Raw genomic sequence first — 24,299 nt, 5'->3', positions numbered from 1 at the left:
CTGCCAGAGAGCTTGCATCCCCCGGCAGGTTGCCCTTGCACCGACTACGCCGCGCGTCGTAGCAAACGTCCCACTTGATGCCAGTACGCATACCAAAAACCTCCATCGGCTAATCCGACTTCCTCAATTTTTCTGAGCGCTACGCCGAGGTCAATGTGGCTACTTGTCGGCACCATGCACTTCTTAACGATTGACGTCGAGTTCGCCGTTTTTGGCGAGCACCGGACGTAAGCCGTCAGATGCGAACTCTCGGCATCCGTCTTTCCTGCGGTTTACGGGGTTTGCGGGGCAACGGATTCCCTAATAGTTGTGCGACGTTTTTTTCGTGTTCCCAGCGGAGTAACGCCGCCTCGTATGCCGTGCGGTTACTCCTGTATCTCGTGACATATGAGTATCCAGCCTCAAGTCTTTGAAGCTCGTGCCACTGCTCCACCGTCTTGCACGGCATCTGTCTCATCGTGCGGCGAGCCCACTTTCTCTTCGTCGGGCAGCGACCAAAGGCTGAGTAGGACAGAGCTGCATAGACCCGGCGCTCTGCGTCTTCGTGACTGAAGAGTGGCGAAAGGCGGATTGTGAGCTTTCTGTAGTGCTCGCCGGCAGGACCTTGAGAGTCAGAATAGACAGAATGCACGTTCCCAACAGCCAAGGTGCGAATCAAGTCGGACCATCTCTCGAAGCCAAAAACGCCGGCAACAAGTTCTTGGGTACGTTGGAGGCCAAGTGGAAAGGCCTCACCACCATCAGCAGTTGGCGCATAACTTAGCGAGTAAAACTGAAAAGCCCCGTTCAGGGCGAGAGCATTTTCTTTCGCCTCGTCAATACTGAAAAAGGGAAGTGTATTCACATCGGACCTCTTGCGTTGATGCGGGTCGACGGTTGCTCGCTAACCTAAGACCCGCTACAAGAAGCTAGCTCAACAATGTAGAAGGCTGCAGAACCCGACTGGGTTTCTCCATTCGCGAGCGGAACGCTATCTGCACAGCGTCGGGCTCTATTATCCACAAACTCGCAAACTTTGCGCAAATGGCAAGAACCCATACTGATGCGACATCGTCACGCTGCAGTACGTCCCTAAAAAACAACAATTCCGTATACCGTGAAATTCCCATTCTGCCAACTCCGCAACTTTTCGATTGCCCTTGGCAAAAGGATTTGGGTAGCGTAGCTTCTTAATGTCGGAAGACATCAGGAAAATTCGCGAGTTTTCTTTGGGAATAGATGGATAAGTTTGATTAAGAAGGAAGGCGTGTGAGCATCAAGAAATCGAAGAGTTTTCGAGAAAGTCCTAATTTCGAACCTCCTCAGATGCAGGAAATCATAAGTTTGATGGGCGATGTCGCATGAAGGCTGTGCCAGCAACTTCACCAATATGGCGGGGGGTGCGCCTGGGCATTCGGTCACTACCGAGTGGTTCGACAGCTAGTAGCACGGTGTGGCAATGTTGCAGACACTCGCCGAGGTTGTGAGCAGGCTGTATAGGCCGCCAGAAGACGGCATACGTCAAGTTCTGGCGCTGTCAAGGCATGATGCAGAAAAACTGCCTCGGTTGCCGTCGATTGCCATCATTTCCGTCACATCCCCGGAACGGCCGCTAGCGAACCTGGACGGGTTCGACAATCTCCTACGGTTGCGTTTCGAGGATGTAGATTTCCTGAGTCCCGACATTTCGATGAAAGCGCGGAAGAAGCTTGTCCATGCGTTCACTGCGGTGCAGGCGAAGGCTATACGGTCGTTTGTCAGTGCCCTGCCCGAGGAAATCAGGTCAGTCGTTGTTCATTGTGAGGGGGGTTACTCTCGGTCCTGTGCTGTGGCTCTGGCAATCCACCGTCTTTATGGCTATCACGCGGAAACGAAGTACCTAGTTCAAGCGAACCCGTCAGTTGTTCAACTGATGATGGCAGACTAGAGGGGACAATATGGCTCAAAATAACGGCATCGACCTTGAAATCGCTCTGCGGAAAATTCACGAGCTAGCGATGGCCGAGGGTGACCTAGGCTATGCCTATTGGTACCAAGTAGGTCAATTGCTGAAGCGGGCTGCGGGTATGCAAAACGAAATTAATGCTCTCAGCAAAGAGCTAGAACTGTGCTATGGCCAGCTCGGCAAGGAGCCCCCAAACTGACCACAACCGGCGTTCTCTGCTAGTGGTGGCCGAATATAGAGCGCCGCTGCCTCCTAACGTACAGTCCGAGTGCGCTACGCCAAAATCTCGGACACCATAGGACCTTCGGCGCCGAAAGCGTGGTGGCGGTGGAACTTTGCGGCAGCGCCCATGTGGCGGAACTTGTGCCGAGCAAGCAGCAGCCGCTTCTCGTCGCAAGTAGAAATGACAAATTGCCGCCCGCCTTCAGGCGAACTCTGCAACCCAAGAATCAGGTCAAGCAGGGCATACGTATTCAGGCTATCGAAGTGAGTAACCGGGTCGTCCATCATGATGGATGAGAAGCCCGACCAGGTCTGAGAACTACAGGCAGTGAGGTACAGTCCCAGTGCGAGTGTCTGCATCTGCGACTGACTGAAGAAGTCTGTCGGCCGTAGCGTCTCTCCGTTGCGACGAACACGGATGCCAATGGCCGAATCCTTGCTGGAAACCTCAATTTTACCGAAACCATAGACCTGGCGAAGTCACTGTTAAATGACGGCGGTCCTTGGTCCGTATTCGGCGATAAAATGCTCCGCTGCGAAGGATTGCCGCGTACTGAGATGTTTCTTAACCTCAGTAAAATACCCTACCCATGGCGCCCCAACTGACCTCCACCGACGCTCTTTGATGGTGGTGGCCCAATGAACAGCGCTACAGCCTTCAGAGCTCCGCCGACGTTTGGTCAATCAGCAGTCTGCGGCAGAACGCGAGTTTTGGCGTATTCCCGTGAATCTGCCTGCAACCGCTTAACGACGTCCTCGATGGGCTCGCCTGTACTAGTCGCGACAAGAGGGGCAATCCGCTTTGCTCCTTTGGCGGTAATCAAGAACGACACGTGTCCAAGTCCCCAACTCTCCTCACTCCTTTCGAGGAGCGATTTTTCATCCTTCTTGGATGCGGGCCGAAGGTAACCCAGTCTCGTCAGGCCAAGGATTCCAACTTCTGCAACTATTGCCGACTCACGCCTGTCGAAGGCGTGATACTCGATATGCAGCTTCATGGAGAGTCCAGTGGAACTGTATGTCTTCGTGAGACACATCATCGCCAATGCAAGCGCCTCCGTCGGTGGAAGACTCTCCGCTGCCTGCTGGCCGGAGTAGCCTGTTACTTCGCCGGCATGGTACAGGGGGATAAGAACTCGCAGGAGCGAGGCGCCCGGGTCAACAGATTCGTTTGATGCCATTCCTCATCCTTAAGGTGCCGTATTGCCAGAGATTTGCGACCAGATGTCGCCGCTATATCTACGGCACTTTAGGGCTTCTCTTTAGTCAATGTGGCATTGACCAAGACATTCCCGGAGCGCAGGCGACCACGGCATCTTCAAGCGTATGCACAAACCGTGAACCGTCGGGCCACGGATGAACTGAAAGTCTGCTGGCTAACGCTCCCTTCCAGGGTTTTCCCTCGAGAGCACCGAAAATAGCCTTCCGTACTGGGCACTAGAAAATTCGCGTGCGCTTTGGATGAAATAGCGCTCAACAACAGAGAACAAAAAAAGCCTGACCTAAATCTAGGGCAGGCTCTTTTTGAACGACTCAAGCGACTGCTCGATTCACGCCCGAACCACCAAAAACGACACGAATGACGTTCGCCTCGTCGTGTGAGACAGTACGGCCCGACATCAAATTATCAGCCAGCCCGTCTTGCAAGGCCACTTTCCTGACTTCGCCACCCAGCGGCGGGGCCATTGGAGGTTTGGGCATGCTCACTGCCCTCGACGCTTCAACTTGGCGCACCCTCTGCGCAATCTCCTGCGCCGACGGGTTGTAGTAGCGCATTGCCATTTGAAGAGTCTTCCAACCCATGATTTTGGCTAGTTCCTGCGGCATCATATGCGGAGCAAACCTGCTGGCTGCTTCGTGACGCAGGTCATGGAAGTGCAGGTCTGCTATCCCTGCAGCGACGCAAGCGGCTTTGAAGTCGCAGTCCAGCTTTCCGGTCTCGAAGTAGCCCCGGACGAGGCGTTCGCCATCTCGTGCAAGAAGGTTCAACAGCCCAGTGGCTTCATAGCTGAGGCCGACCGACCGCTTACTTCCATTGATGGCTTTGGTGAGACTCACAACTCCGTTGGACAAATCGACCTGCGACCACCGAAGAGTCAATAGTTCGCAGGCGCGCAATCCGGTCTCGAGTGCGATGCGAATGCACGCCTCAAGCCAGAGCGGTTTGCGCACGCCCTCGTGACGCGCAGCCTCGAGCAGTCGAGACTCTTCATCGAGGGCCAATCGGCGTTCACGGCCTTCCCGCGGCGACGGTCGCTTCACATCCTTCATCACGTGCACAAGGGGCCAGCTCCATTCCTTGATTGCCGTGGTGTACAGGTGAGACAGGAGGGCTAGCTCCAGACGCACGGTGTTCGGACTATCAACCTCGCGAAGGCGTTCATCGCGATACGCCACGAAGTCAGCCGCGAGCAAACTGGTCATTAAGCGCTGCGCCAACGGGTGTTTCTTCAACAACCGGATTCGATTGCGCTCGTTCCTTTGGCCGCCCGGAGCCTTCGTCGGAACCACCTGTTCCATGTAGCGTCCTAAGGCATCGTCCAAGGTGATTTGAGCCATGGGTCGCAGGTCACGGAACTGTCCCATGTCCATCTTGTGTTCTTGCTCTCGCGCCCATGCCTCTGCCTGAGCCTTGGACTCAAAAGTCCTAGTCTGCCGGGGATAGCCCTTACGGCGAATCTCGACTTGGTATTGGTACTCGCCGCGCTTTTGAATGGTTGCCATGCAACGCCTCCGAACTTGTTGAAGTTAGGTATAACGGCGCCACCAGGAGATAAAAATTGCGAAGCGAGCGTGTTTGCGAATAAGTCCCCGGGAATAGTAGGTAGACTTTTTTTTGTGACCGCCAGAGGAAGACCGTAGGCTTCGACAAGGTCGTCACCAATCGGCTCAGTGCGGTAAAAGTGCGGTCAAAATTCCCAGAAAGCAAAAAGCCCACCGCAACCGGTGGGCTAAGTGCTTGATACTACTAGAGAATTCTGGTGGGCTGTGAGTGGCTCGAACACTCGACCTACGGATTAAGAGTCCGCTGCTCTACCAACTGAGCTAACAGCCCTGCAATCCACTCATTTCAATCCGCTTGAATCACCGACGTTGCCGTCGTTGTTGTCTGCGTTTCGTTATGTGTGTAGTGCGAAGAAGCAAGATTATATGTAGGTTTTTTGGTTTGTGCAAGTCGGGTGCGAAAAAACTTTTAGCGGGGTCGAAATCAGGCCGCGTAGCCCCCGTCTACCGACAGGCTCGCGCCCGTGACATAGCGGCCGTCTGGGCCGGCCAGGAAGGCGACCATGCCTGCGATGTCGCGGGTTTCGCCATAGTGCGGCAAGGACAGCACGGCCACGAGTTCGTCGGCGCGATCGCCGTCTGCGGGATTCATGTCGGTGTTGATCGGGCCGGGATGCACCACGTTGACGGTGATGCCGCGTGCGCCCAGGTCGCGCGCCAGGCCCTGCGTCAGGCCGACCAGCGCGGACTTGCTGGCGGCGTAGAGCGCGACGCCCGCGCGCCCTGCCCGGCCGGCCAGGCAGCTGCCGATGTTGATGATGCGGCCGCCATCGGGCATGGACGCCTGCGCGGTGCGGATGGCGACGAAAGGCGCACGCACGTTGATATCCATCGTGCGCTCGTAGTCATCCATGCTGGTGTCGCCGATCAGGCCCGCGACGAAGATGCCCGCGTTGTTGACCAGCACGTCCACCGGCCCCAAGGCCTCGATCGCTTGTTCCACTGCTTGCCGCACTGCCAGCGCATCGTCGGAATCGGCCTGGATGGCGCGCACGCGGCGGCCGTCTACGGACAGTTCGTTTACCAACGCCTGCGCGGTTGCCTCCGATGACGCGCTGACATAGGTGAACGCCACATCAGCGCCCTCGGCTGCCAGCCGCCGCACAATCGCCGCGCCAATGCCTCGGCTGCCACCCGTCACGAACGCGACTTTTCCATTGAGATTGCCCATCGCCAGTCCTTAATTTGTAGTGATCAGTACAAATATCATCTCAGCGGCAAATCTCATCCGTCAATCATTTTTTTATCGATCAACACAAAATAGCCGACACGAGTAAAATCGCGGGCATGGCAGAACGTGGGCGTCCCCGGAACTTCGACCGGGCCCAGGCCTTGCACAAGGCCATGGAGGTTTTCTGGTCGAAGGGATATGAAGGAGCATCGCTAACCGATCTGACGGAAGCGATGGGTATCAACTCGCCCAGCCTCTACGGCGCATTCGGCTCAAAAGAAGGACTATTCCGCGAAGCGGTCGAGCTGTACCGCGACACCGAAGGCGGCTCGTCGCGCCGCGCGCTGCAAGCTGGCGCGACCGCACGCGACGGCATTCAAGACATGCTGCTGGCCGCCGCAGACCGCTTCACTGCCCCCGGCTTGCCGCCGGGATGCATGATCGTGCTGGGCGCGCCATCGGGCAGCATCAACCAGGCGAGCGTGGGCGGCTTTCTTTGCGATAGCCGGCGCGACATGCAAAGCCGCATCCTGGCCCGGCTGACCGCAGGCGTCGCGCAAGGCGAACTGCCTGCGGGGGCTGACTTGAAAAGTCTGGCGGCGTTCTTCACGACGGTGCTGCACGGCATGTCGATCCAAGCCCGCGACGGCGCCAGCCGCAAGACCTTGCAGGCGGTAGCGCGGCAAGCCATGTGCGCCTGGGATGCGCTGACCAGCAGCCGGCCGCCATCGGGCGTTCCGCCGGGCGGAGTCCCGCCGGGCGGCGCTCCGCCGGGCGGCGCTCCGTCGGGCGGCGCCCGTTCCTGACGGCGACAGTCATGTTCCGTATCGACCTTCGGCGCCTTATCCTGTGGATCAGCCTGCTGTCGGTCATCCTGGTCGTGGCGGGCGGCCTGCATGCCAGCTATCTGGTGCAGCGCGATCTGCTGCTGCACAACGCGCTTGAGGTCAACCGCGCCTACGCGTCCAAGCTGGCGACCACCACGAATGTGTTCCTTGGCGACGTGCTTCGCTATCTGTCTTACAGCGCCGATGTGCTGTCCGACATGGAAGCGCATCCGAGCCTGATGGCCGATGAGACACGGCGCCAGCAGGAACAGTTGGGGCATTTCAATTCCAGCGTGGTCGTGTCGCCGCAGGGCAAGGTGATTGCGGTGTCGTCGTCGTACCCCGAGCTGCTGGGAGCACAGCTGACGAGCGAGGCGTCGAAGGACGCAATCCGCACCAAGATGCCGATCATCAGCGAGCCCTTCAAGGCCAGCAATGGCCGCTGGCTGATTCTGTATTCGCACCCGATCTACTCGCACGATTACCGCTACCTGGGCTATATCGCCGGCACGCTGTATCTGCACGAAGACAATGTGCTGGACCGCCTGCTGGGCCAACATTTCTACCGCGACGATTCATTTTTGTACGTGGTGGACCGCAACGGCACACTGATCTATCACCCCGACCGCAGCCTGCTGGGCCAGACCGCGCCCGACGACGATATATTCTCCGCCGCCCGCCGCGGCGAAACCGGAGAGAAGCGTTTCACGGACGAACATGGCCGTGACATGCTGGCGGGTTACGCGCCGGTGGCCAGCACCGGCTGGAGCATCATCGCGCAGCGCCCGGTGGACAGCACGCTGCAACCGCTGAGCGACCTGCTCATGGCCACCGCCCGCAATACGCTGCCGCTGCTGCTGCTGGCGGTGGCGTCGATCTGGCTGCTGTCGCGCTGGATTGCGCGGCCGCTGGGCGAACTGGCGGGCATTGCGCGGCACATGCAGGACCCGGATTCCGCGGAGCGCATCCGCAACGTGCGTTCCTGGTATTTCGAAGCGGCGCAGCTCAGACGCGGGCTGCTGATGGGGCTGGCGTCGATGCATCACAAGATTCGCGATCTGCGCCGCGAAACCACGACCGACACGCTGACCGGCCTGCTGAACCGGCGCGGCCTGGACGAAGCGCTGGCGCTCTTGCAGGCCGACGAAGCGCCAGTGGCGCTGCTCGTCATCGACATCGACCACTTCAAGAGCATCAACGACCGCTACGGCCACACGGCGGGCGACCACGCCTTGCAAGCGTTGGCGATGGTAATGAACGACAGCTCGCGCAGCGGCGACACGCTGGCGCGCGCGGGCGGTGAGGAATTTGTCATGCTGATGCCAGGCGTGCCGCTGGCCGCCGCTGTCACCGCCGCGGAACGCCTGCGCCAGCGACTGGCGGCACAAGATCCGCCTGGCGTGATTGGGTCACCCATTACCGTATCGGTTGGCGTGGCGCGCTATCCCGACCACGGCGCAACGCTGGACGCTGTGTACCAGCGTGCAGACCAGGCGCTCTACTACGCCAAGAATCACGGCCGCAACGCCGTCTGCGTGGCCGACAACGACACCCCCGACGGCGCGCGCCGGGCGTCGCCCGGCTGAAACTGAACGCCCCCTACTTGCCCTTCGCAGCCGGAGGCGCCGGCGCCTTGGGCGGTTTGCGCATCTGCTCAAGCAAGGGGCCGCACGCGTTCTCGTCGTTCGTGCTGGGCGCAATCAGCGCCAACAAACCGGCAGCGGGCGTCAACAGCACACCCAACGCCACCGCCCCCGCCCCGCGCGCCGCCAGCGGCAGCACATGCACGCCCACGTCCGGCGAACCGAAGGTGCCACGCACGTACAACGGCGAGCGCAGAGAAAAGATGCGAAAGCCCTTGCTGTCCGGCGTGATGTCCATGTCCACGGTTTCGTTCTTGAAGTCGGCCGTGCCGGTAATGGTGATCAGCGCGTTCTCGGTGTCGAACACGAACACGCGCGGCGTCACCACGCCCTTCTTCATTTCCAGGTCGGCCGCGCCGCAATTGATGTTGACCTCGTCGTCGCCAAACAGTTTGGACACCACGTAATTGCCCACATTCAGGCCCGCGATTTCCATCAGGCTGCGGCTGATGACGCCGTCGTTCACCAGCATCTTCACGTCGCCCGTGGCGGTGCCCAACAACGCGGCCACCGAATTGCCCGTGCCGCTGACGGCCAGGTCGCCGTTCAACTCGCCCAGCGTTTTCTGCATGGCTTCGGTTGCCGGGAACAGCTGCTTCAGGCGCAGGCGGCGGGCATGCAGATCCACCTGGCCGTTCATCGTCTCGGTAGCGCCGTCCAATTTGATAGTGCCGTTGATGTTGCCGCCCGCGATGCCGAAGCGGAACGGGTCCAGCGTCAGCTTGCCGTCTTGCAAGACCACATGCACGGACAAGTCGGACAAGGGCAGCTTGCTGTCGTGGATGATGCGGCCGGCATCGAGTGCAACGTCGGCGTCCATGTCGCGCCAGCGGTCGGTGCGGAAAGCCTGGGTGGGCAACACCTCACCGCCCTTGGGTTTGGCCGGCGCGTCCTTGGACTTGTCGGCGGGCGCGGCCGCCGTGCCGCCTGCGGGCACACCGATCAGCGGCCCCAGGTCCACCATGCGCAGCTGTTTGGACGACAGCTTGCCCGTGAGCTTCGGGCGCGGTGCGCCCAGCGCGAACGTGATGTCGCCATGCAGATCGCTATTGCCGACCTTGCCGTTGAAGTCCTTGTATTCAAACACCGCGCCGCCGGGATGATGGAGTTTGGCGATCAGGTGGCCGTCCGTGGAATACGGCGGCGTGTCTGGCAAGGTCACGCCCGTCAGCGGATACAGCTGCGCCATCGATGCGCCCGACAACTTCAGGCGCAGATCCAGCGCGCCCAAGTTGACCGGGTCGGTCAAGGTGCCCGTCACTGCCGCACGCGTGCCACCGATGGACACGTCGGCCTGCACGGGGAAAGGCTGGCTGGCGTCTTGCAAGGCCAGCATGCCGCCCACCTTGCCTTCGCCCTTGGTGGGCAGGCCCTTGAATTTGCCTTCCACATTCCAGCCGAACACGTAGTCGCGCGGCGCGGGCGCTTTGCCGTCTTGCGGCACGAAGGCGGCGCCGGCCACGTCCGCGAAAGGCACGGGTTTGCCCAGCGGGTCGACCAGCACGGTCAGGTCGGCCTTCAGGACTTCATCGACATAGCCCACGCGGCCCTTGTCGAAACCGATTTCGTTGATGTCCAGCACCCAGGGCGAAGGCTCGCCTGTCTCGGGCGAAGTGAAGACCCAATTGGCGCGGCCGTCGGCCAGCCGTTCGAGGTCGGCGGCAGGTTCGGTCAGCTGGATCTTGCGGATGACGACGCGCTGGCGCAATAGCGGCAGCGGCGCCAGGCTGAACTCGCCGCGCTTGAGCGTGGCGAAGTTCGGCGCTTTGGCCCACGGCGCATTGCCTACCGAGATATCGTTGGCGATGACGTGCGGCCATGGCACCCAGGCGCGCCATCCGCCTTCGGCCGGTTCGCGCTCCCACTTGACGCTCAAGTCGCCGTTGATGGCGAAGGGCCGCCCGATGGCGGCGCTGGCGCGCTCGTTGATCATGGGTTTTGCGCGGTTCCAATCAAAGGTGGCGATCACCACCCCTGCCACCAGCACGAGCAGCGCAAGCCCGCCTACAATCCCGATCGCTATTTTTCTTGTGCGCGTCATGGTTACTATCCTTGGCGTTGTGGCCAGCCTGTGACCGCCAGCCCTCGTTACCTGCAAGGGTATCGCGGCTCACCGCAAGGGTTACGCTTGCCGGTCCCATAATGTGTGCGGATCTTTCCGCCCGCATTCGGCCCTGGCTGCGCCCCTACGCACCGCCGCTCAGGGTTAGCGCAGCATGAAGCGTGCCTGGCGCCAGGCCAGATAGTTACAAAGCGAAATGGCGGCGGACGGCAAAATAGCGGGCAGGCTGCGGAATTTCACGGAATTTTCAACGCGGCTACTGTTCCAATGCCGATCGATTGATTCCGCCCTACCGGGCCGGATAGCAAGAACAACCTGGAGGCCCGATGCGGCATTCGACTTTGATTTTCGTGGTGGCGGCATTTGCATTGCTGACGCTAAGCCGCCTGGCGCTGGCCGCCTGGCAGTGGCAACGCGTGCGCAATGCGGGCGGCTTGGTCCCGCTGCTGCTGGGCGGACTGCGAATCGACGCGCATCAGATCGCCGTACTGGCCGCGCTGCCCGCCGTGCTGTCGCCGCTGCTGGGGCACTTTCCCATTGCCGCAACGATTGCGGGCTATTGGTATCTGATTGCCTTTGTCTTGCTGGCCTTTCTGGAAGTGGCCTCGCCGCCCTTCATCATCGAATACGACAGCCGGCCCAACCGCCTGTTTGTGGAATACCTGAAGCACCCGCGCGAAGTGTCCGGCATGCTGTGGCGCGGCTACAAGCTTGCGCTGGTGGGCGGCTTCGGCGCGCTGGCGCTGATCGGCTGGGGCGCCTTCAACCTGTTCGGGCACGCCCAACCCGACGCGCCATTGACCTGGTGGCAGATGCCGATCGCCAGCATTGTCATTCTGGCCGTGGTCATCCTGGCCATACGCGGCACGCTGGGCCATCGCCCCATCAACCCGTCGTCGGTGGCGTACAGCTCTGACGGCATGCTCAACACGCTGGCCTTGAACTCGCTCTACAACGTGTTCTACGCCATCTACAGCATGAAGAACGAGAAGTCGGCGTCCGACGTCTATGGCGGCATGGACGACGACAAGATGCATGACCTGGTGTTGGCGCAGGCCGGCCTGCCCAACCCGCCGTCCAACCCCGACTACCCCAGCCTGCACCACCAGCCCGCCACACGCAAAACGGCACGCCCGTTGAACCTGGTGATCATCCTGGAAGAAAGCCTGGGCGCGCAGTACAGCGCCAGCTTGGGCGGCGCCAACCTGACGCCGGAACTGGATGCGCTGGCGCGCGACGCCTGGACGTTCACGCGGGCGTACGCCACCGGCACGCGCTCGGTACGCGGGCTGGAAGCGGTGGTGACGGGCTTTCTGCCCACGCCCGCGCAAGCCGTCTTGAAGCTGCCCCGTTCACAGCGCGGGTTTTTCTCGCTGGCGGATCTGCTGGGCCGCCACGGATACCATTCGCGCTTTATCTATGGCGGGGAATCGCACTTCGACAATATGAAGGGCTTTTTCCTGGGCAATGGCTTCAAGCAGATTGTTGACCGCGCCGACTTCGTTGACCCCGCTTTCGTTGGCACCTGGGGCGCGTCGGACGAAGACATGTTCAACCAGCTGGACCGCCTGCTGCGCGAAGATGGCGACAAGCCCACCTTCACGTTGGCGTTCAGCGTGTCAAACCATACGCCGTGGGAATACCCCGCTGGCCGCATCCAGACGGAAGGCAACCCCGCCACGGTAGAGAACACCGTGCGGTATGCAGACTGGGCGCTGGGCCGTTTCTTTGAACGCGCCAAGGCGTCGCCCTATTGGGAGAACACCGTATTTTTGGTGGCGGCCGACCATGATTCCCGCGTGTTCGGCGCCAGCCTGGTGCCGGTGCGCCACTTCCATATTCCGGCTGTGATCCTGGGCGCGGGCATTGAAGCGCGCCGCGATGACCGGCTGATCAGCCAGATCGACCTGCCCCCGACCCTGCTGTCGTTGATTGGCGTGGACACCGAGCACCCGATGATCGGCCACGACCTGACCCGCAGCACGCCGGGGCGCGCGATCATGCAGTACGACAGCACCTACGGCTACCTGAAGGAAGACGAGCTGCTGGTGCTGGCCCCCAACAAGACGCCCGTGCAGTACCGCTACACCGCGCCGGAAGACTACGCACCTGTGGCGTTGAACCCGGCACTGGCCACCGAAGCGCTGGCGCACGCGCTCTGGCCCAGCTGGGCGTACCGCGAAGGCCGCTACAGCCTGCCGGGCAGCGCAGAGAAAGCCGAATAACTACGTGGGCCGTTTGAAGCCCTTGCGAGCCTTGTCGCTTAGCGCGTGGCAATGGCACTGCGGGCTGTGGTCATTAACCATGCCGACCGACTGCATGAACGCATAGACGGTGGTCGGCCCAACGAACTTCCAGCCTAGTTTTTTCAGCGCCTTGGACAAGGCGATGGACTGTTCTGACGTAGACGCGCCCAACGTGGACGGCGCCCCTTTCGGGGCTTCGTAGCGCCAGAAGAACGCCGCCAAGGACCCTTCCTTGTCGATCATTTCCAGCGCGCGGGCCGCGTTATTGATCACGGCTTCGATCTTGCCGCGATGGCGCACGATGCCGGCGTCAGCCAGCAAGGCCAGCACCTGCTTTTCGCCAAACTTGGCCATCTTGGCGGGTTCGAAATTGGCGAAGCCGCGGCGGAAGGCCTCGCGCTTGTTCAGGATGGTGCGCCAGCTGAGCCCCGACTGGAAACCTTCCAGGCAGAGTTGTTCGAACAGGGCGCGGTCATCGCCTTGCGGGCGGCCCCATTCGGTGTCGTGATAGGCCATGTATTCGGCGGATGTATCCACCCAGCCGCAACGGGCAAGCCCATCGGGAAATTCGGTTTTGGCGTTCAAGGCAAAGCTCCAAGCGGCAATCAGGCTACCGATGCTACCGCAGCAACGTCCCCGAAAAAAGTCGTAGCGACCGCAGTTCGAATCCAGCTATTATTTGCAGCCCTGATCCCGCGCCGGCCCTCTGCGCGCGCGCTCCGGACCCGTCAACGGGCTTGCAACCACGCAAGCCCGTTTTGCGTGGGCACCGGGCAGGGGCAGACTTTCGAACTCCCGACCTATGTCCCTGCTAGAGACCGCTGTCCTCACCTTCGTCTCCCCCGCCGTCCTGGCCGGTGACGATCCGAACGCCAACCCATGCCTGGACTGCGGCGCATGCTGTTCGCATTTCAGGGTGTCGTTCTATTGCGGCGAACTGGCGGGCGAAAACGGCGGCCAGGTGCCCGTGGAACTCGTCACGCAGATGAGTCCATTGCGCGCCTGTATGAAGGGTACGGAAATGGGCGGCGGGCGCTGCATCTCGCTGCGCGGCGAACTGGGTCAGCCGGGCATCCACTGCGCCATCTACGAAAACCGGCCCACACCGTGCCGTGAATTCGACATCTGGATGCCGGATGGTTCGCCCAACCCCGATTGCCAACGCCTGCGCGCCGGACTCGGCTTGCCGCCCGTGGCGCCGCGGCCGGATGCGGAAAACGATCCGCAAGGCCCGCTGCATCCGAATCAGCCCGCTGCGGCCTGAGCCGCTTGGGATTCCGCCTGGGATTCCGCCTGGGATTCCGCTTGGAATGCCGCTTGGAATGCCGCTTTGAATGCCGCGTTGATTGCCGCGTTGATTGCCGCTTGTCAGGCCGCCTGTGACGCCAGCGCGTGTGGGGATCCCGTTGATCGCGCCATCGGCCGCTTGCGCGTTCTGACCAGCTCGGGGTCTTTGCCCACAAACGCCAACACGCTGCGCATGACCCGTTCGCGCTCGTGGTCGACGCAGATCATGTGATAGCTGTCTTGCAGCAGCACGACTGCCGCGCCCGGAATGCGGTCGCCCAGAAAGCGGGCCGAGCGCGGACTCGTCAGCTCATCTTCTTCAGCGTGCATGATCAGCGTCGGGCAACGCAGCGTGTCCAGGCCACGCTGCACCATCCCGCGCAGGCGGTCCACTTGCCGCACGCAGGCCAGCGGCACCCATTGATAGTGAAAGCCGTCACCCCGCGCGAACCCCGCCTTAATGAAGGCGCGCACCAACTCGCTCTTCACGCCATATGGGTCTTCTTCCTGCACCCGAATCCGGCGCGGCACGCCCGGCACGCGATACAGCAGATAGCGCAGGCCGCGATACCAGGGCGTGCTCCATCCATCCAGAAACACCGGCGCCGACAGCACCACCAACGCGCCGCGCGTATGCGATTCACGCTTGCACAGCTCCACGGCCAGCAGCGCGCCCAGGCACATGCCGATGACGTGCAGCACGTCATACTGCACGGCAAGTTCGCGGTAGCGCTGCGTGACGACATCCATCCAGTCTTCCACACGCACATCCAGCAGGTCTTCCGGCCGGCCCGCGTGGCCGGGCAAGGTCACGCCATGCGTGTCGATGCCCGCGCGCGCCAGCACTTTGTGCAGTCCACCCATATCGAATTCCGTACCGCCCAGCCCATGTATGAGCAGCGCGCCGGTGCGCGGCGGGCTCAGCAGGTCATCCATGTCACACCCCAAAAGCATCTTGGGTGGACGACGACAGCGATCCACCCCCGGACGCCATACTAGGGAGGCGGCTCGCATGAAGATCCGCACAAATGTCGGAGAAAAGTGAAGACGTGTAAAGGCGGCAGCCCGACGGCAAAAGCGCTGCGCAAGAGGAGGCAGAACAAGGAGCGGCAGACGCAGCGCTGCGGCACCGGCGCTAAAAGTGGCGGCTAGTCGCGGTCGGCCAGGTAGCGGGTGGGCGTTGCGCCAAACGCGCTGCGGAAACTGCCGATGAAGGCGCTGGTGCTTTCGTAGCCCACCGACAGCGCGGCTTCCGTCACGGAACCGCCACGGCACAGGATTTCCAGCGCACGCAGCAAACGCGCCTGCTGGCGCCACTGCCCAAGCGTCACACCGGTTTCCTGCCGGAAGCGTCGCATCAGCGTGCGTGACGACATATTCAATCGCTGCGCCCATTCTTCAATGCCTGCCGTATCGTCAGGCTGGCCCAGCAGCGTGTTGGCCAGATCCTGCAAGCGCGGATCGGTGGGCATCGGCAGCAACAGCGGCGCATGCTCGCGCTGCTTGATCTCTTCCAGCAGCACGTCGAACAACTGCGCCAGATAGCTTTCCGACAATTCCCCAGCCTGCTCGCTGACGAATCGGTCGATCAGCGCTTCGATCAGTTTGGATGACGGCCATGAACGGCAATGCGGCGGCAGGCGATGGCAGGCATCGGCCCGCACGTACAGGAAGGAACCGCGCGCATCGCCAAACCATCTTGCGCCATGCTGCGTGCCGGGTGGAATCCAGCCCAGGCTGCCCGGCATCACCGTCCAGACTTCCGCGCCCGCCTGCACCACGACCAAGCCTTCATGCACCAACACCAGCATGCCCTCGTCATGAACATGCGAGGGCACGGCAATGCCTTTGGATTCCCGCCGCCCGTGCACGCTGAATGAGGTCAGCAGCACGTTGGGCTGGGCGGGCGCGACGGCCACATGAAGCATGGTTGGCAGGTTTGAGCTACAGGTTGACGGGTTCCCGTTAGCGGGAGCATTTGAAAATGTACATCATTCTCATCAGTCGGGCATCAGCCCCCCGAACGGAGAAATCATATGGACACCACGCGGCTGCGCGACGCCGGCATCAAAGCCACTTTTCCTCGAATCAAGATTCTGGACATCTTTTATCAGCGCGCGAACCAGCACATGAGCGCAGCGGACGTCTACCGAAATCTGATCTCGGACCACAGCAGCATCGGCCTGGCGACGGTTTATCGCGTCATCACGCAACTTGAAGACGCCGGGCTGCTCAAACGTACTCAGCTCGACGCGCACACGACCGTGTTCGAGCTCAATGACAAGGGGCATCACGACCACATGGTCTGCACGCAATGCGGGCAGATCCTGGAGTCCAGCGATCCCGCCATGGCGCAACTGGTGCGAAAGATCGCCAAGCGCAGTGGCTTCGCGCTGGACTCGTACAGCCTGGTGCTCTACGGCGGGTGCGGCTGCAAACCCAGCGCCCCCGTCATCCCTCACGGAGATTTCGAATGAACCGCGATCAGTTTTTCTTCCACGACCTATCCCGCTTTCCCATCGTGACGGCCAAGCACGGCGGCGCGCCTGCGGGATACTCGGCCAGCTGGATACGTGAAATGGAAATGCTGGTGGACAATCCGCAGACCTTCGTCATGGTCGTGCCTGACATGCGCCAGGAAGCCAGCCACGACGACCGCAAGGCCATGGTCGAATGGCAGACCACCAACATGCCGCGTTTGAAGGCGCGCTGCCGCGCGTTCATTGCCGTTGAACGTGAACCGCACGCGCTGGACAAGATCCGCAAGCGCGGCGAAAAGATGGCTCGCGCATTCGGCATGCCGTTCCTGGCGGTCGCTACTGCCAACGAAGCGATGCAATGCGCACGCGAACTGCTGGGCCATAGCGGCCCCGGCGGTTTCGTTGTGGATTGATCCGCCTTCCTGCCCGTTTCTTTACCGCGCGCCTTCGGGCGCGCTTTGCATTGGCGCACGCCTACTACGATTCACCATTGCGCCGCGGTAATAACGTGATTGCCGAAATTAGAATGCAATATTGATAAATTTGCGATTGTGGCAAAAGGCGGAGCTGGAATAAATTCCACCTCTGGCACATTCGCCTGTCCTGCATGATTGGGGCGGGCATCCTGGCGCGCCGGACTCTCCGGATGGCGCTTGTCTGCCCATCCATGGCGCAACCCGCCATCGCTTCCCTGGTCCGTACCTGTTGGCCTGCGCGTTCACGAGACGCCGTGGCGGGCGGCTATTCCAACGCCATCCGCCAAACGCGCGCTATTTTGCGGCTGCCAACCGCCTGGACTCGACATTGAGATTTACGGCATTCACATCAATGAAGCGATTCCAATTCGACAGCACCGCGCTTCGTTATTTTCTGACCGTCGTCGACACCGGGTCCGTCAATGGCGCGGCGGCTCGCCTGAACGTCGTCAGCTCCGCCGTCAGCCGGCAGATTGCGGGCCTGGAGCAGCGGCTGCAGAACCAGCTGTTCGAACGGCATCCGAAGGGGATGCGCGTAACCGAAGTGGGCCGCATCCTGGCGGACCACGCGCGCCGGGTGGAAGCCGACGCGGCCCGCACCTATGCCGAGATTGGCGGGCAAAACGGCCGTTATACACAAACGGTGAAAGTGGCTGGCGCGCATGGTTTTGCGGCGCAGGCCTTGCCGCGAAAATTTGCCGCGTTTCAGGCCGAACATCCGTCGGTGCGATTCAACCTGACCGTGCTGGACGCAGGGCTGGTCACCGAACGCGTGCGCTCGGCGCAGGCGGACATCGGCGTCACGTACAGCCATGCCGCGGAAAAAGATATCGCCGTCATCTTCTCGCGCCCTGCCGAAATCGTCGCCGTGATGCGCCCGGGCCACCCTTTGTCCGTGCACGACGCCTTGCATCTGACGCAACTGTCCGCCTATCCGCTGGCGCTTCCCGAAGGCGGCAGCGCGCTGCGCCGGCTGCTGGATATGACGTCCAGCCTGTACAACATCACCTTGTCGCCCGCCTTCACGTCCAACCTGCCCGACGCGGTCTTCAACTACTTGTTGACTGGCAATGCCGTGACCTTATGCGCACGGCTATCGGCATCCCAAGAGCTCGATAGCGGCCGGCTGATCTGCCGCCCCGTCGACGACGCCCTGCTCAATGGCGGCCAGATCCAGGTACAGACCCACGTGTCCCGCCCCTTGCCGGACGCCGCCCATCGCTTCCTGCGCTTCATCCGCAGCGACACGCCTCCGCTGTTCTGATTCCGGTCGGCCCCTGCGCGGCTTTCCGCCCCTTGGCATCAAGGCGTTGCCGAAACCAGAACGGGCCAGTGAAAAATGATCAATTGTTAAATATGTAATTCAAACTTACATTTGGCTCGGGTTTACCACTAGATCTCGGCCAATGGCGCTTGCGCCGTCGGCCTTTGCAGGAGCCTTGCCATGCTTAAGAACCTGAAAATCCGAACCGGACTGCTAGCTGTCCTGACCCTTTTCGTCGTGGCCTTGGCCGGCGCCACCAGCATGGGCTGGTTGTTCGCCAAGGCGGCCGACGAGGCCGTCGACGATCTGAACCGCGTGTCCACGGAACAGACCCGCCCGCTTTATGAAACCCAGGTGCTGTTGCTGCGCACCCGCATCACGCTGGTGGCGGCCTATCTGGATGTGCAGGCGGGCCGCGGCGCGCAGGCGCAGGCAAGCGTGGATCAGGCGGCCAAGTTCCTGAACGATGCGCGCCAGCGCTACGGCGTCTACCAACGCGTGCCCAAATTGTCGGAAGCCGGCCGCAAACTGGCGGGGGATCTGGATGGCACTTTCAATGCCTATGTGCGCAGCATTGACTCGCTGGGCGAAGCGCTGCAAAAGCAATCGGCCGAGCAATACGTCACCGCCGTCGCAGACGCCCGGGCCGCCGACGCCCGCTTCGAAGAACGCGTCACCGCCTTCCTGAACCACACGGAACAACGCGCGGTCGAGATCAACACCGCCTCGGATCGGCGCTACGACCAGGCCGAAATCTCTACCATCATCATGCTGGCCCTGGCGCTGATTCTGGCGATTGGATGCTGGCGTTTCATCAGCCGCCAGGTGCTGTCGCCGCTGAAGGACGCGGCCGTGCACTTTGACCGTATCGCGTCGGGCGACCTGACCCAACGCGTGGCCGTGGGCGCCGATAACGAAATCGGCGTGCTGTTCGCCGCGCTCAAACGCATGCAAGACAGCCTGACGCGCACCGTCGCGGAAGTGCGCCGCAGCGTGAATGAAATCAACACGGGCGCAGCGGAAATCTCGTCGGGCAACACGAACTTGTCTTCGCGTACCGAAGAGCAGGCCGCGTCGCTGGAAGAAACCGCGGCCAGCATGGAAGAGCTGGCCACCGCGGTGAAGCAGAACACCGAGCACGCGCATCAGGCCAACGCGCTGGCCGCCGAAAGCCGTGGCGTGGCCATGCGCGGCGGCGACGCCGTGCATCAGGTCGTAGAGACCATGGCGCGCATTTCGGACAGCTCGCGCCGTATCGCGGAAATCGTGTCGGTGATCGACGGCATCGCTTTCCAGACCAATATCCTGGCGCTGAACGCCGCCGTGGAAGCCGCCCGCGCGGGTGAACAGGGCAAGGGTTTTGCCGTGGTGGCAGGCGAAGTGCGGTCGTTGGCGCAGCGCAGCGCGCAGGCCGCGCGCGAGGTCAAGGACCTGATCGAACAGTCCACCAGCAATGTGGACAGTGGCGCGGAACAGGTCCGGCAGGCCGGCGAGACGATGCAGGAGATCGTGAGCTCTGTGCAGCGCGTGACGCAGATCATGGCCGAGATCACCGAGGCGTCCACCGAGCAATCCATTGGCATCGACCAGATCAACCGCGCCGTCACGCAGATGGATGACGTGACCCAGCAGAACGCCGCGCTGGTGGAAGAAGCGGCCGCCGCGGCGTCCTCGCTGGAAGATCAGGCCAAGCGCCTGGCCGCCACCGCCGCCTTCTTCAAGGTGCCTGCCGAAACCATCATCGACGTCACGGCAGAATCCGCCCCGGTCGCGCTGCGGGCCGCCTACGCGGGCTGACATGGCGCGAGGGTTGCGGGTCGCCTAGGCGGGTTGACATTGCGTGAGGGTTGCGCGCCGCGTACGCGGGCTCACATGGCGCGAGGCGGGTTCATCCTTTTGTCCGAGTCTGTTCGTCCTAGGGCGCTTGGCTGACTTAAGAGTTGGCCCGCCAGGCCGTTGTCTAAGGGCAGGCGCCGCGTTTCGCACGGCGCCGTCCGCCCACCCGATGATGAGCCGCCCCTCATGAACCGCGCCCTCGCCTGTATGTTTTGCCAATCGACGCTGGCGCAAGGCGCGCCGCTGCTTGAGAAGAACGGCGCCGCCATCTGCAAGACCTGCGTGGATCAATTCTCCGACCGCTTCGCCGAACGCGCGTGGGCCATGGCGTCTACGTTGCAGGAACAGCTGGATGTACTGCTGGAAGAAAGCCGGCGGGCGCTGGCCCAAAGCGAATCGCTGTCTGAACGGGCGCGCACGTGTGGGCTGAGCCTGCATGCGCTGGCAGATGCGTCGGCACGCACACCTTCTTGAACCCGGGCGGGTTCCCGCCTTTCTCCCTATCCCTTTCTCCCTATCCCTTTCACGCAATCTTTTTCTACGCAGTCTTTTCTACGCAGTCTTTTCTACGCAGTCTTTTCTACGCAATCGCGACAGACGAAAAAAAAGCACCGCGATCACTCGCAGGTGCTTGTTTCTCTTTCCGCTTGAACTAAAAGCGGGGGTGGTGGGCTGAGCGAGACTCGAACTCGCGACCAACGGATTAAAAGTCCGCAGATCTGCAAATCCCTGTAAGTCACAATGTCTTTTTAATCAACGACTTGCAACGATAGCCCCAATCCATCAACTGGACATTCAACCAGGGGTTTGCAGAGATTTAGGTTCATTTTCAAAGATTATGGACAAGATCTGGTCAAGGCCGCCATCAGGCTCGTCACACGCTCCCCCGTAGGCCATCCCGTCTCGGGCCGCATCAGCGATCCCTCCGTTTAACCCTTCAATCCCCGCCGCGCTCTCCCGAAACCCTATTGAGGCCAACGGGACGGCGTCCCCCTCGTGCACTGAATCGCTTGCCCCCCATGGGGGCAAGCGTTCGCGCTCGTCAAAATCGAACGCAGGAGCCCCGTATGGCCAAGTCGCCCACGGCCTATCCCACGGCCGCCGCCTTTGAATTCCCTTCTACGGCTCGCGCAGCACGTCACGCAGCCCGGACATGGTTCGAAACCGCTCCCACTCTTACTCCAGCGCAATTCCGTGATCAGCAATTCCGGGACCATTGCAAAGACAAGCCCGACTCTGCCCTCGAGCGCAGGATCCGGCGGGCGGCCTTCAGACAGGCGTTCGCCGAAGCTATGGGGCATATCGTCGTAGAAGAAGCACGCTTCCATGCGCTCCCTGCTTGAACGCCCCATAACGTTTCGGCTTTCCGATGCCGCACGTCGACGTTACGAAAGCGCTGCTGCGGAACGTGGAATGACGCTCTCCGCGTATCTGCGGGATCGGCTCGAAATCGACGACCAGGTCGCCGAACATGTCTCGCAACTGCGCCTCACCCTGCTGGACGGCGGTGTTGGGGGGCAACCCGGCGAGTCTCTACTGCCCCTTTTGGTGGAAATGCTGTTGCTCACACGGAGGATTACCTCCCCGGGAGACCTCCGCGCCGTTCACCTAGAACTGGACCGTCAAGGCGTCACGCCCTGGACTGCCCCGTAACCCCTGAAAACCCTTCGGTCTATGAAAACTGCTTACGCTGCCTTCCGACTGTTCTTACTTTCGATCTTCCTTCTGCCACAGACCGTACTGGCGGAGCCTGTACTGGATCTGCCTACGATCCTCCCACGTCCGGCGGACCTGGTTCGTCGTCCTATTCCCCCATTGCCTCCTCTTCCGCAGCGCATACGAGAGAACCTCGACCGCGACACTTGGTCCTCGGCCGACGGATTGGATTGGGGCATCAAGATTGCTGAAGATGACGACGACTATGTCGTGATGTACCTATCGTCGTCGGCATGTGAACGCTGGCAGCGAGAAGGCAAGCGGTTGAAATTGCGGACTCTATATATAAACGGAGAGTCGACGGAGACGGCCGCGTGTCGCCCCGGCGTCAACAAGGCTCAGTACATGAGCCCCCGGCTGGACGCGAAGGACTCTGAGGCAATCTTGTTCAAAAGCCGCCCCGCGCCTTAGCACAAGCTGAGCAACTCCTGTCGCCAGGCCTCGTCTGTTCGCTGCCAATTCGGCATCGCTTCTTGGCAGGCGCGACCATCCCCTTCCCGGCGAACTCGCCAAGCTCCCTACGGAGTATTCCCAATGCAAGCTTTCCATTTGGCGGCCGTGTTCTCGGCGGCCTGCCTCCTTTCGGCCTGCGGATTCGTTCCGCCTGCCCCTCCGACACCTCCGGACTCCGGACGAATCCTAATCAACCATGCGGATCCGCGCACCGTTCTACCGGGTAAATCGCCGACAGCCCTGGCCTCGGCAGACATTCCCCCCATTCGCGTGCCTGAAGCGCCGCCCAAGCTTGAAAGCCCCACACCCGTGGGCAGCACGCCATCGCTGGCCACTACAGGCGCAACGCCTGCAACGCCCAGCGCCAGCTCCACCGCGCCGGTAGCGGCAAGCGAAGCGATCGCGCCACCAACCGCTGCCGACGCAAGTCCACAGCAGATCGCTGCGGCGCCCGGCCCGGTCCTCACCGTGGAGGTCGCTTCGACGGAGCCTGTTGCAGAACCGGAAATCGTGGAACCGCCCAAGCAAATTTGGCGCATAAGCCCGCAGGACGGGACGGTCCGCCAAGCTCTCGTGCGCTGGGCGGCTGACGCCAACTGGACGTTTGGGCCTGACCAGTGGGAACTGAATTTCGACATACCAATACAGGCCCCGGCCGAGTTCGAGGTGGCCTCCTTCCGGGAGGCCACCCAGGCGCTGTCCCAGGCGGTCGCGATGAGCGAATCGCCTATCCACCCCTGCTTCTACGGCAACCGCGTCTTGCGCATGTTGCCCTTCACCCGCAGCTGCAACCGATCCCCAGCCACGCAATCCTAGCCGTGGCGTTGACCAGGAATACCCATGACTGCATACCGCACTGTAGCGGCCGCACTGACGCTTGCAGCGCTGTCTGGCTGCTCCGCGCTCCAATCGACAGACCGAGTCAGCGCCCGTGCTGACCACGAAGGCTCCAAGGGCGCGTTCGCTCTGGACGCCTTCAAAGGTATGGCAGGCGACACCGACCGGGCCAAAGGCCAAGTCGTAGAACTGCCTTGGATCGCAGGCCGGCCCCAACCGCTCGCCCGCGATGTCACCCTGCCGCCGGCGCTGCGCGCCAACGTCAATACGACGCTGTTGTTCGAAAACAGCGCGGCCGACCTCAACACCCTTGCCGACCGCATCCAACTCGCAACGGGAATCCTGACCCACGTGTCTGCCGACGCTTTGCTGCCGGCCGAGTATTTCCTTCCGCGTCTGGCGGTCGAACAAGGCGTTGCTACAGCAAGTGCGAACTTTGCTGCCGCGACGGCGGACACGCTGGTTCCAGCCCTTGTACCCGGGATTGCCGTCGACCGGATCGCAGGCCCCGTCCTGCCCCAAGGCGTTGCCCGCACGAAGATGGCCCCCCTGCCCCCGGGCCAAGCGCCCCTCGCCACCGTACTGGACTCGATTGCACTGCGGTTGGGCGTCTACTGGCGCTACGACGAGAAAATCGGCGCGCTTCGCTTCTATCGCACGGAGACGAAAAGCTACGTCGTGCGCACATCGACCCAGGCAGCTGAAGAGAACCTTCAGCGCGATATCAAGTCGGCAAATTCGACGCTGGCGGACAAGTCGACCAACAGTTCAAAGGAAGAGGCCCGCGAGCTGGCGGCGGTCGTCACCAAGGTCAGCCAATTCCTCAGTCGCGCCGGCGTGATCAAGTCTGCGGACGGCGCGGCCAACACCATCGTCGTCACTGACACAAAGGACGCGCAGGACCGGATCGGAGAATTTCTGGACGCTGAGAACCGCCAGATGACACGCCGCGTGCGGCTTGTCTTCGAAGAAATCACGGTCCAACGCGACCGACTCAACCAAGGGAGCATCGACTGGAAGATTCTGTTCAACAGCCTTGGGCGCGAAAACACTGCATCGGCAATTGGCGTC

The 24,299-nt window shown here is 61.5% G+C and carries 21 protein-coding genes, 1 tRNA gene and 1 pseudogene; 13 read left to right on the top strand and 10 right to left on the bottom strand.

Features of this window, described 5'->3' with window-relative positions:
- Positions 1–235 precede the first annotated feature (235 nt).
- Positions 236–844: a hypothetical protein gene (locus HV765_RS19860; protein WP_175170715.1), complete on the bottom strand. Its 609-nt coding sequence runs from the start codon at positions 842–844 to the stop codon at positions 236–238.
- A 1,072-nt stretch (positions 845–1,916) separates the two neighbouring features.
- Between HV765_RS19860 and HV765_RS19855 the strand changes: the two genes are divergently transcribed.
- Positions 1,917–2,123: a hypothetical protein gene (locus HV765_RS19855; protein WP_175170714.1), complete on the top strand. Its 207-nt coding sequence runs from the start codon at positions 1,917–1,919 to the stop codon at positions 2,121–2,123.
- Positions 2,124–2,197: 74 nt separating this feature from the next.
- On the opposite strand, the gene HV765_RS19850 is transcribed toward HV765_RS19855, so the two are convergent.
- From HV765_RS19850 to HV765_RS19830, 5 genes are all read right to left on the bottom strand, one after another.
- Positions 2,198–2,434: a hypothetical protein gene (locus HV765_RS19850; RefSeq protein WP_175170713.1), complete on the bottom strand. Its 237-nt coding sequence runs from the start codon at positions 2,432–2,434 to the stop codon at positions 2,198–2,200.
- A 392-nt stretch (positions 2,435–2,826) separates the two neighbouring features.
- Complete coding sequence (locus HV765_RS19845; RefSeq protein WP_175170712.1) at positions 2,827–3,327, bottom strand: hypothetical protein; 501 nt, start codon at positions 3,325–3,327, stop codon at positions 2,827–2,829.
- 352 nt (positions 3,328–3,679) lie between these two features.
- A complete protein-coding gene (locus tag HV765_RS19840; RefSeq protein ID WP_175170711.1) occupies positions 3,680–4,870 on the bottom strand; it encodes a tyrosine-type recombinase/integrase in 1,191 nt (396 codons plus the stop codon).
- Between the two features lie 255 nt (positions 4,871–5,125).
- Positions 5,126–5,201, bottom strand: a tRNA-Lys gene (locus tag HV765_RS19835).
- A 153-nt stretch (positions 5,202–5,354) separates the two neighbouring features.
- Positions 5,355–6,101: a 3-oxoacyl-ACP reductase family protein gene (locus HV765_RS19830; protein WP_175170710.1), complete on the bottom strand. Its 747-nt coding sequence runs from the start codon at positions 6,099–6,101 to the stop codon at positions 5,355–5,357.
- Between the two features lie 116 nt (positions 6,102–6,217).
- Between HV765_RS19830 and HV765_RS19825 the strand changes: the two genes are divergently transcribed.
- A complete protein-coding gene (locus HV765_RS19825) occupies positions 6,218–6,907 on the top strand; it encodes a TetR/AcrR family transcriptional regulator (RefSeq protein WP_175170709.1) in 690 nt (229 codons plus the stop codon).
- A gap of 11 nt (positions 6,908–6,918) precedes the next feature.
- Positions 6,919–8,514, top strand: a complete 1,596-nt coding sequence (locus HV765_RS19820) for a sensor domain-containing diguanylate cyclase (RefSeq protein ID WP_175170708.1) — start codon at positions 6,919–6,921, stop codon at positions 8,512–8,514.
- Between the two features lie 13 nt (positions 8,515–8,527).
- Here HV765_RS19820 and HV765_RS19815 read toward each other — a convergent pair whose 3' ends face one another.
- On the bottom strand, positions 8,528–10,612 hold the full coding sequence (locus tag HV765_RS19815) for an AsmA family protein (RefSeq protein ID WP_175170707.1): 2,085 nt from the start codon (positions 10,610–10,612) through the stop codon (positions 8,528–8,530).
- Positions 10,613–10,959: 347 nt separating this feature from the next.
- Here HV765_RS19815 and HV765_RS19810 point away from each other — a divergent pair, with 347 nt between their 5' ends.
- The gene (locus HV765_RS19810) at positions 10,960–12,858 is read left to right on the top strand and encodes an LTA synthase family protein (protein ID WP_175170706.1); all 1,899 of its coding nucleotides are present in this window, start codon (positions 10,960–10,962) and stop codon (positions 12,856–12,858) included.
- Here the strand turns inward: HV765_RS19810 and HV765_RS19805 are convergent, their stop codons facing one another.
- On the bottom strand, positions 12,859–13,464 hold the full coding sequence (locus tag HV765_RS19805) for a DNA-3-methyladenine glycosylase I (protein ID WP_054420496.1): 606 nt from the start codon (positions 13,462–13,464) through the stop codon (positions 12,859–12,861).
- 217 nt (positions 13,465–13,681) lie between these two features.
- Here HV765_RS19805 and HV765_RS19800 point away from each other — a divergent pair, with 217 nt between their 5' ends.
- The gene (locus tag HV765_RS19800; protein WP_054420495.1) at positions 13,682–14,143 is read left to right on the top strand and encodes a YkgJ family cysteine cluster protein; all 462 of its coding nucleotides are present in this window, start codon (positions 13,682–13,684) and stop codon (positions 14,141–14,143) included.
- A 104-nt stretch (positions 14,144–14,247) separates the two neighbouring features.
- Here HV765_RS19800 and HV765_RS19795 read toward each other — a convergent pair whose 3' ends face one another.
- Positions 14,248–15,102 (bottom strand): alpha/beta hydrolase, encoded by an 855-nt coding sequence (locus tag HV765_RS19795; RefSeq protein ID WP_254600643.1) that lies wholly within the window; start codon positions 15,100–15,102, stop codon positions 14,248–14,250.
- Positions 15,103–15,314: 212 nt separating this feature from the next.
- Positions 15,315–16,094, bottom strand: a complete 780-nt coding sequence (locus HV765_RS19790) for a helix-turn-helix transcriptional regulator (RefSeq protein ID WP_082386879.1) — start codon at positions 16,092–16,094, stop codon at positions 15,315–15,317.
- Between the two features lie 108 nt (positions 16,095–16,202).
- Between HV765_RS19790 and HV765_RS19785 the strand changes: the two genes are divergently transcribed.
- The 8 genes and pseudogenes from HV765_RS19785 to HV765_RS19750 all read left to right on the top strand — a co-directional run.
- On the top strand, positions 16,203–16,643 hold the full coding sequence (locus HV765_RS19785) for a Fur family transcriptional regulator (protein WP_054420494.1): 441 nt from the start codon (positions 16,203–16,205) through the stop codon (positions 16,641–16,643).
- Entirely contained in the window at positions 16,640–17,059 is a 420-nt protein-coding gene (locus HV765_RS19780) for a hypothetical protein (protein WP_054420493.1), read from the top strand. The genes HV765_RS19785 and HV765_RS19780 overlap by 4 nt, the downstream gene beginning before the upstream one ends.
- 415 nt (positions 17,060–17,474) lie before the next feature.
- Positions 17,475–18,386 carry a LysR family transcriptional regulator gene (locus tag HV765_RS19775; RefSeq protein WP_175170705.1) on the top strand — a complete coding sequence of 304 codons (912 nt, stop codon included), beginning with the start codon at positions 17,475–17,477 and terminating at the stop codon, positions 18,384–18,386.
- A 180-nt stretch (positions 18,387–18,566) separates the two neighbouring features.
- A complete protein-coding gene (locus tag HV765_RS19770) occupies positions 18,567–20,183 on the top strand; it encodes a methyl-accepting chemotaxis protein (protein ID WP_175170704.1) in 1,617 nt (538 codons plus the stop codon).
- A 225-nt stretch (positions 20,184–20,408) separates the two neighbouring features.
- A complete protein-coding gene (locus HV765_RS19765; protein ID WP_054420490.1) occupies positions 20,409–20,696 on the top strand; it encodes a ClpX C4-type zinc finger protein in 288 nt (95 codons plus the stop codon).
- A gap of 939 nt (positions 20,697–21,635) precedes the next feature.
- Positions 21,636–21,875 (top strand): hypothetical protein, encoded by a 240-nt coding sequence (locus tag HV765_RS19760; protein ID WP_175170861.1) that lies wholly within the window; start codon positions 21,636–21,638, stop codon positions 21,873–21,875.
- Between the two features lie 597 nt (positions 21,876–22,472).
- The gene (locus tag HV765_RS19755) at positions 22,473–23,207 is read left to right on the top strand and encodes a toxin co-regulated pilus biosynthesis Q family protein (protein ID WP_175170703.1); all 735 of its coding nucleotides are present in this window, start codon (positions 22,473–22,475) and stop codon (positions 23,205–23,207) included.
- 24 nt (positions 23,208–23,231) lie between these two features.
- A pseudogene (locus HV765_RS19750) lies at positions 23,232–24,299 on the top strand (hypothetical protein); the annotation flags it as partial.

It is taken from the genome of Achromobacter kerstersii, assembly GCF_902859595.1.
Classification (GTDB): Bacteria; Pseudomonadota; Gammaproteobacteria; order Burkholderiales; family Burkholderiaceae_B; genus Achromobacter; species Achromobacter kerstersii.
This window is presented reverse-complemented; position numbering and strand designations above follow the sequence as displayed.

Bases quoted from the DNA above. Each gene is read 5' to 3' on its own strand.
- HV765_RS19800 (WP_054420495.1), top strand. From the start codon at position 13,682: ATGTCCCTGCTAGAGACCGCTGTCCTCACCTTCGTCTCCCCCGCCGTC.
- HV765_RS19785 (WP_054420494.1), top strand. From the start codon at position 16,203: ATGGACACCACGCGGCTGCGCGACGCCGGCATCAAAGCCACTTTTCCT.
- HV765_RS19855 (WP_175170714.1), top strand. From the start codon at position 1,917: ATGGCTCAAAATAACGGCATCGACCTTGAAATCGCTCTGCGGAAAATT.
- HV765_RS19790 (WP_082386879.1), bottom strand. From the start codon at position 16,094: ATGCTTCATGTGGCCGTCGCGCCCGCCCAGCCCAACGTGCTGCTGACC.
- HV765_RS19850 (WP_175170713.1), bottom strand. From the start codon at position 2,434: ATGATGGACGACCCGGTTACTCACTTCGATAGCCTGAATACGTATGCC.
- HV765_RS19815 (WP_175170707.1), bottom strand. From the start codon at position 10,612: ATGACGCGCACAAGAAAAATAGCGATCGGGATTGTAGGCGGGCTTGCG.
- HV765_RS19795 (WP_254600643.1), bottom strand. From the start codon at position 15,102: ATGGATGACCTGCTGAGCCCGCCGCGCACCGGCGCGCTGCTCATACAT.
- HV765_RS19840 (WP_175170711.1), bottom strand. From the start codon at position 4,870: ATGGCAACCATTCAAAAGCGCGGCGAGTACCAATACCAAGTCGAGATT.
- HV765_RS19845 (WP_175170712.1), bottom strand. From the start codon at position 3,327: ATGGCATCAAACGAATCTGTTGACCCGGGCGCCTCGCTCCTGCGAGTT.
- HV765_RS19780 (WP_054420493.1), top strand. From the start codon at position 16,640: ATGAACCGCGATCAGTTTTTCTTCCACGACCTATCCCGCTTTCCCATC.
- HV765_RS19755 (WP_175170703.1), top strand. From the start codon at position 22,473: ATGCAAGCTTTCCATTTGGCGGCCGTGTTCTCGGCGGCCTGCCTCCTT.
- HV765_RS19825 (WP_175170709.1), top strand. From the start codon at position 6,218: ATGGCAGAACGTGGGCGTCCCCGGAACTTCGACCGGGCCCAGGCCTTG.
- HV765_RS19770 (WP_175170704.1), top strand. From the start codon at position 18,567: ATGCTTAAGAACCTGAAAATCCGAACCGGACTGCTAGCTGTCCTGACC.
- HV765_RS19810 (WP_175170706.1), top strand. From the start codon at position 10,960: ATGCGGCATTCGACTTTGATTTTCGTGGTGGCGGCATTTGCATTGCTG.
- HV765_RS19820 (WP_175170708.1), top strand. From the start codon at position 6,919: ATGTTCCGTATCGACCTTCGGCGCCTTATCCTGTGGATCAGCCTGCTG.
- HV765_RS19830 (WP_175170710.1), bottom strand. From the start codon at position 6,101: ATGGGCAATCTCAATGGAAAAGTCGCGTTCGTGACGGGTGGCAGCCGA.
- HV765_RS19775 (WP_175170705.1), top strand. From the start codon at position 17,475: ATGAAGCGATTCCAATTCGACAGCACCGCGCTTCGTTATTTTCTGACC.
- HV765_RS19765 (WP_054420490.1), top strand. From the start codon at position 20,409: ATGAACCGCGCCCTCGCCTGTATGTTTTGCCAATCGACGCTGGCGCAA.
- HV765_RS19760 (WP_175170861.1), top strand. From the start codon at position 21,636: ATGACGCTCTCCGCGTATCTGCGGGATCGGCTCGAAATCGACGACCAG.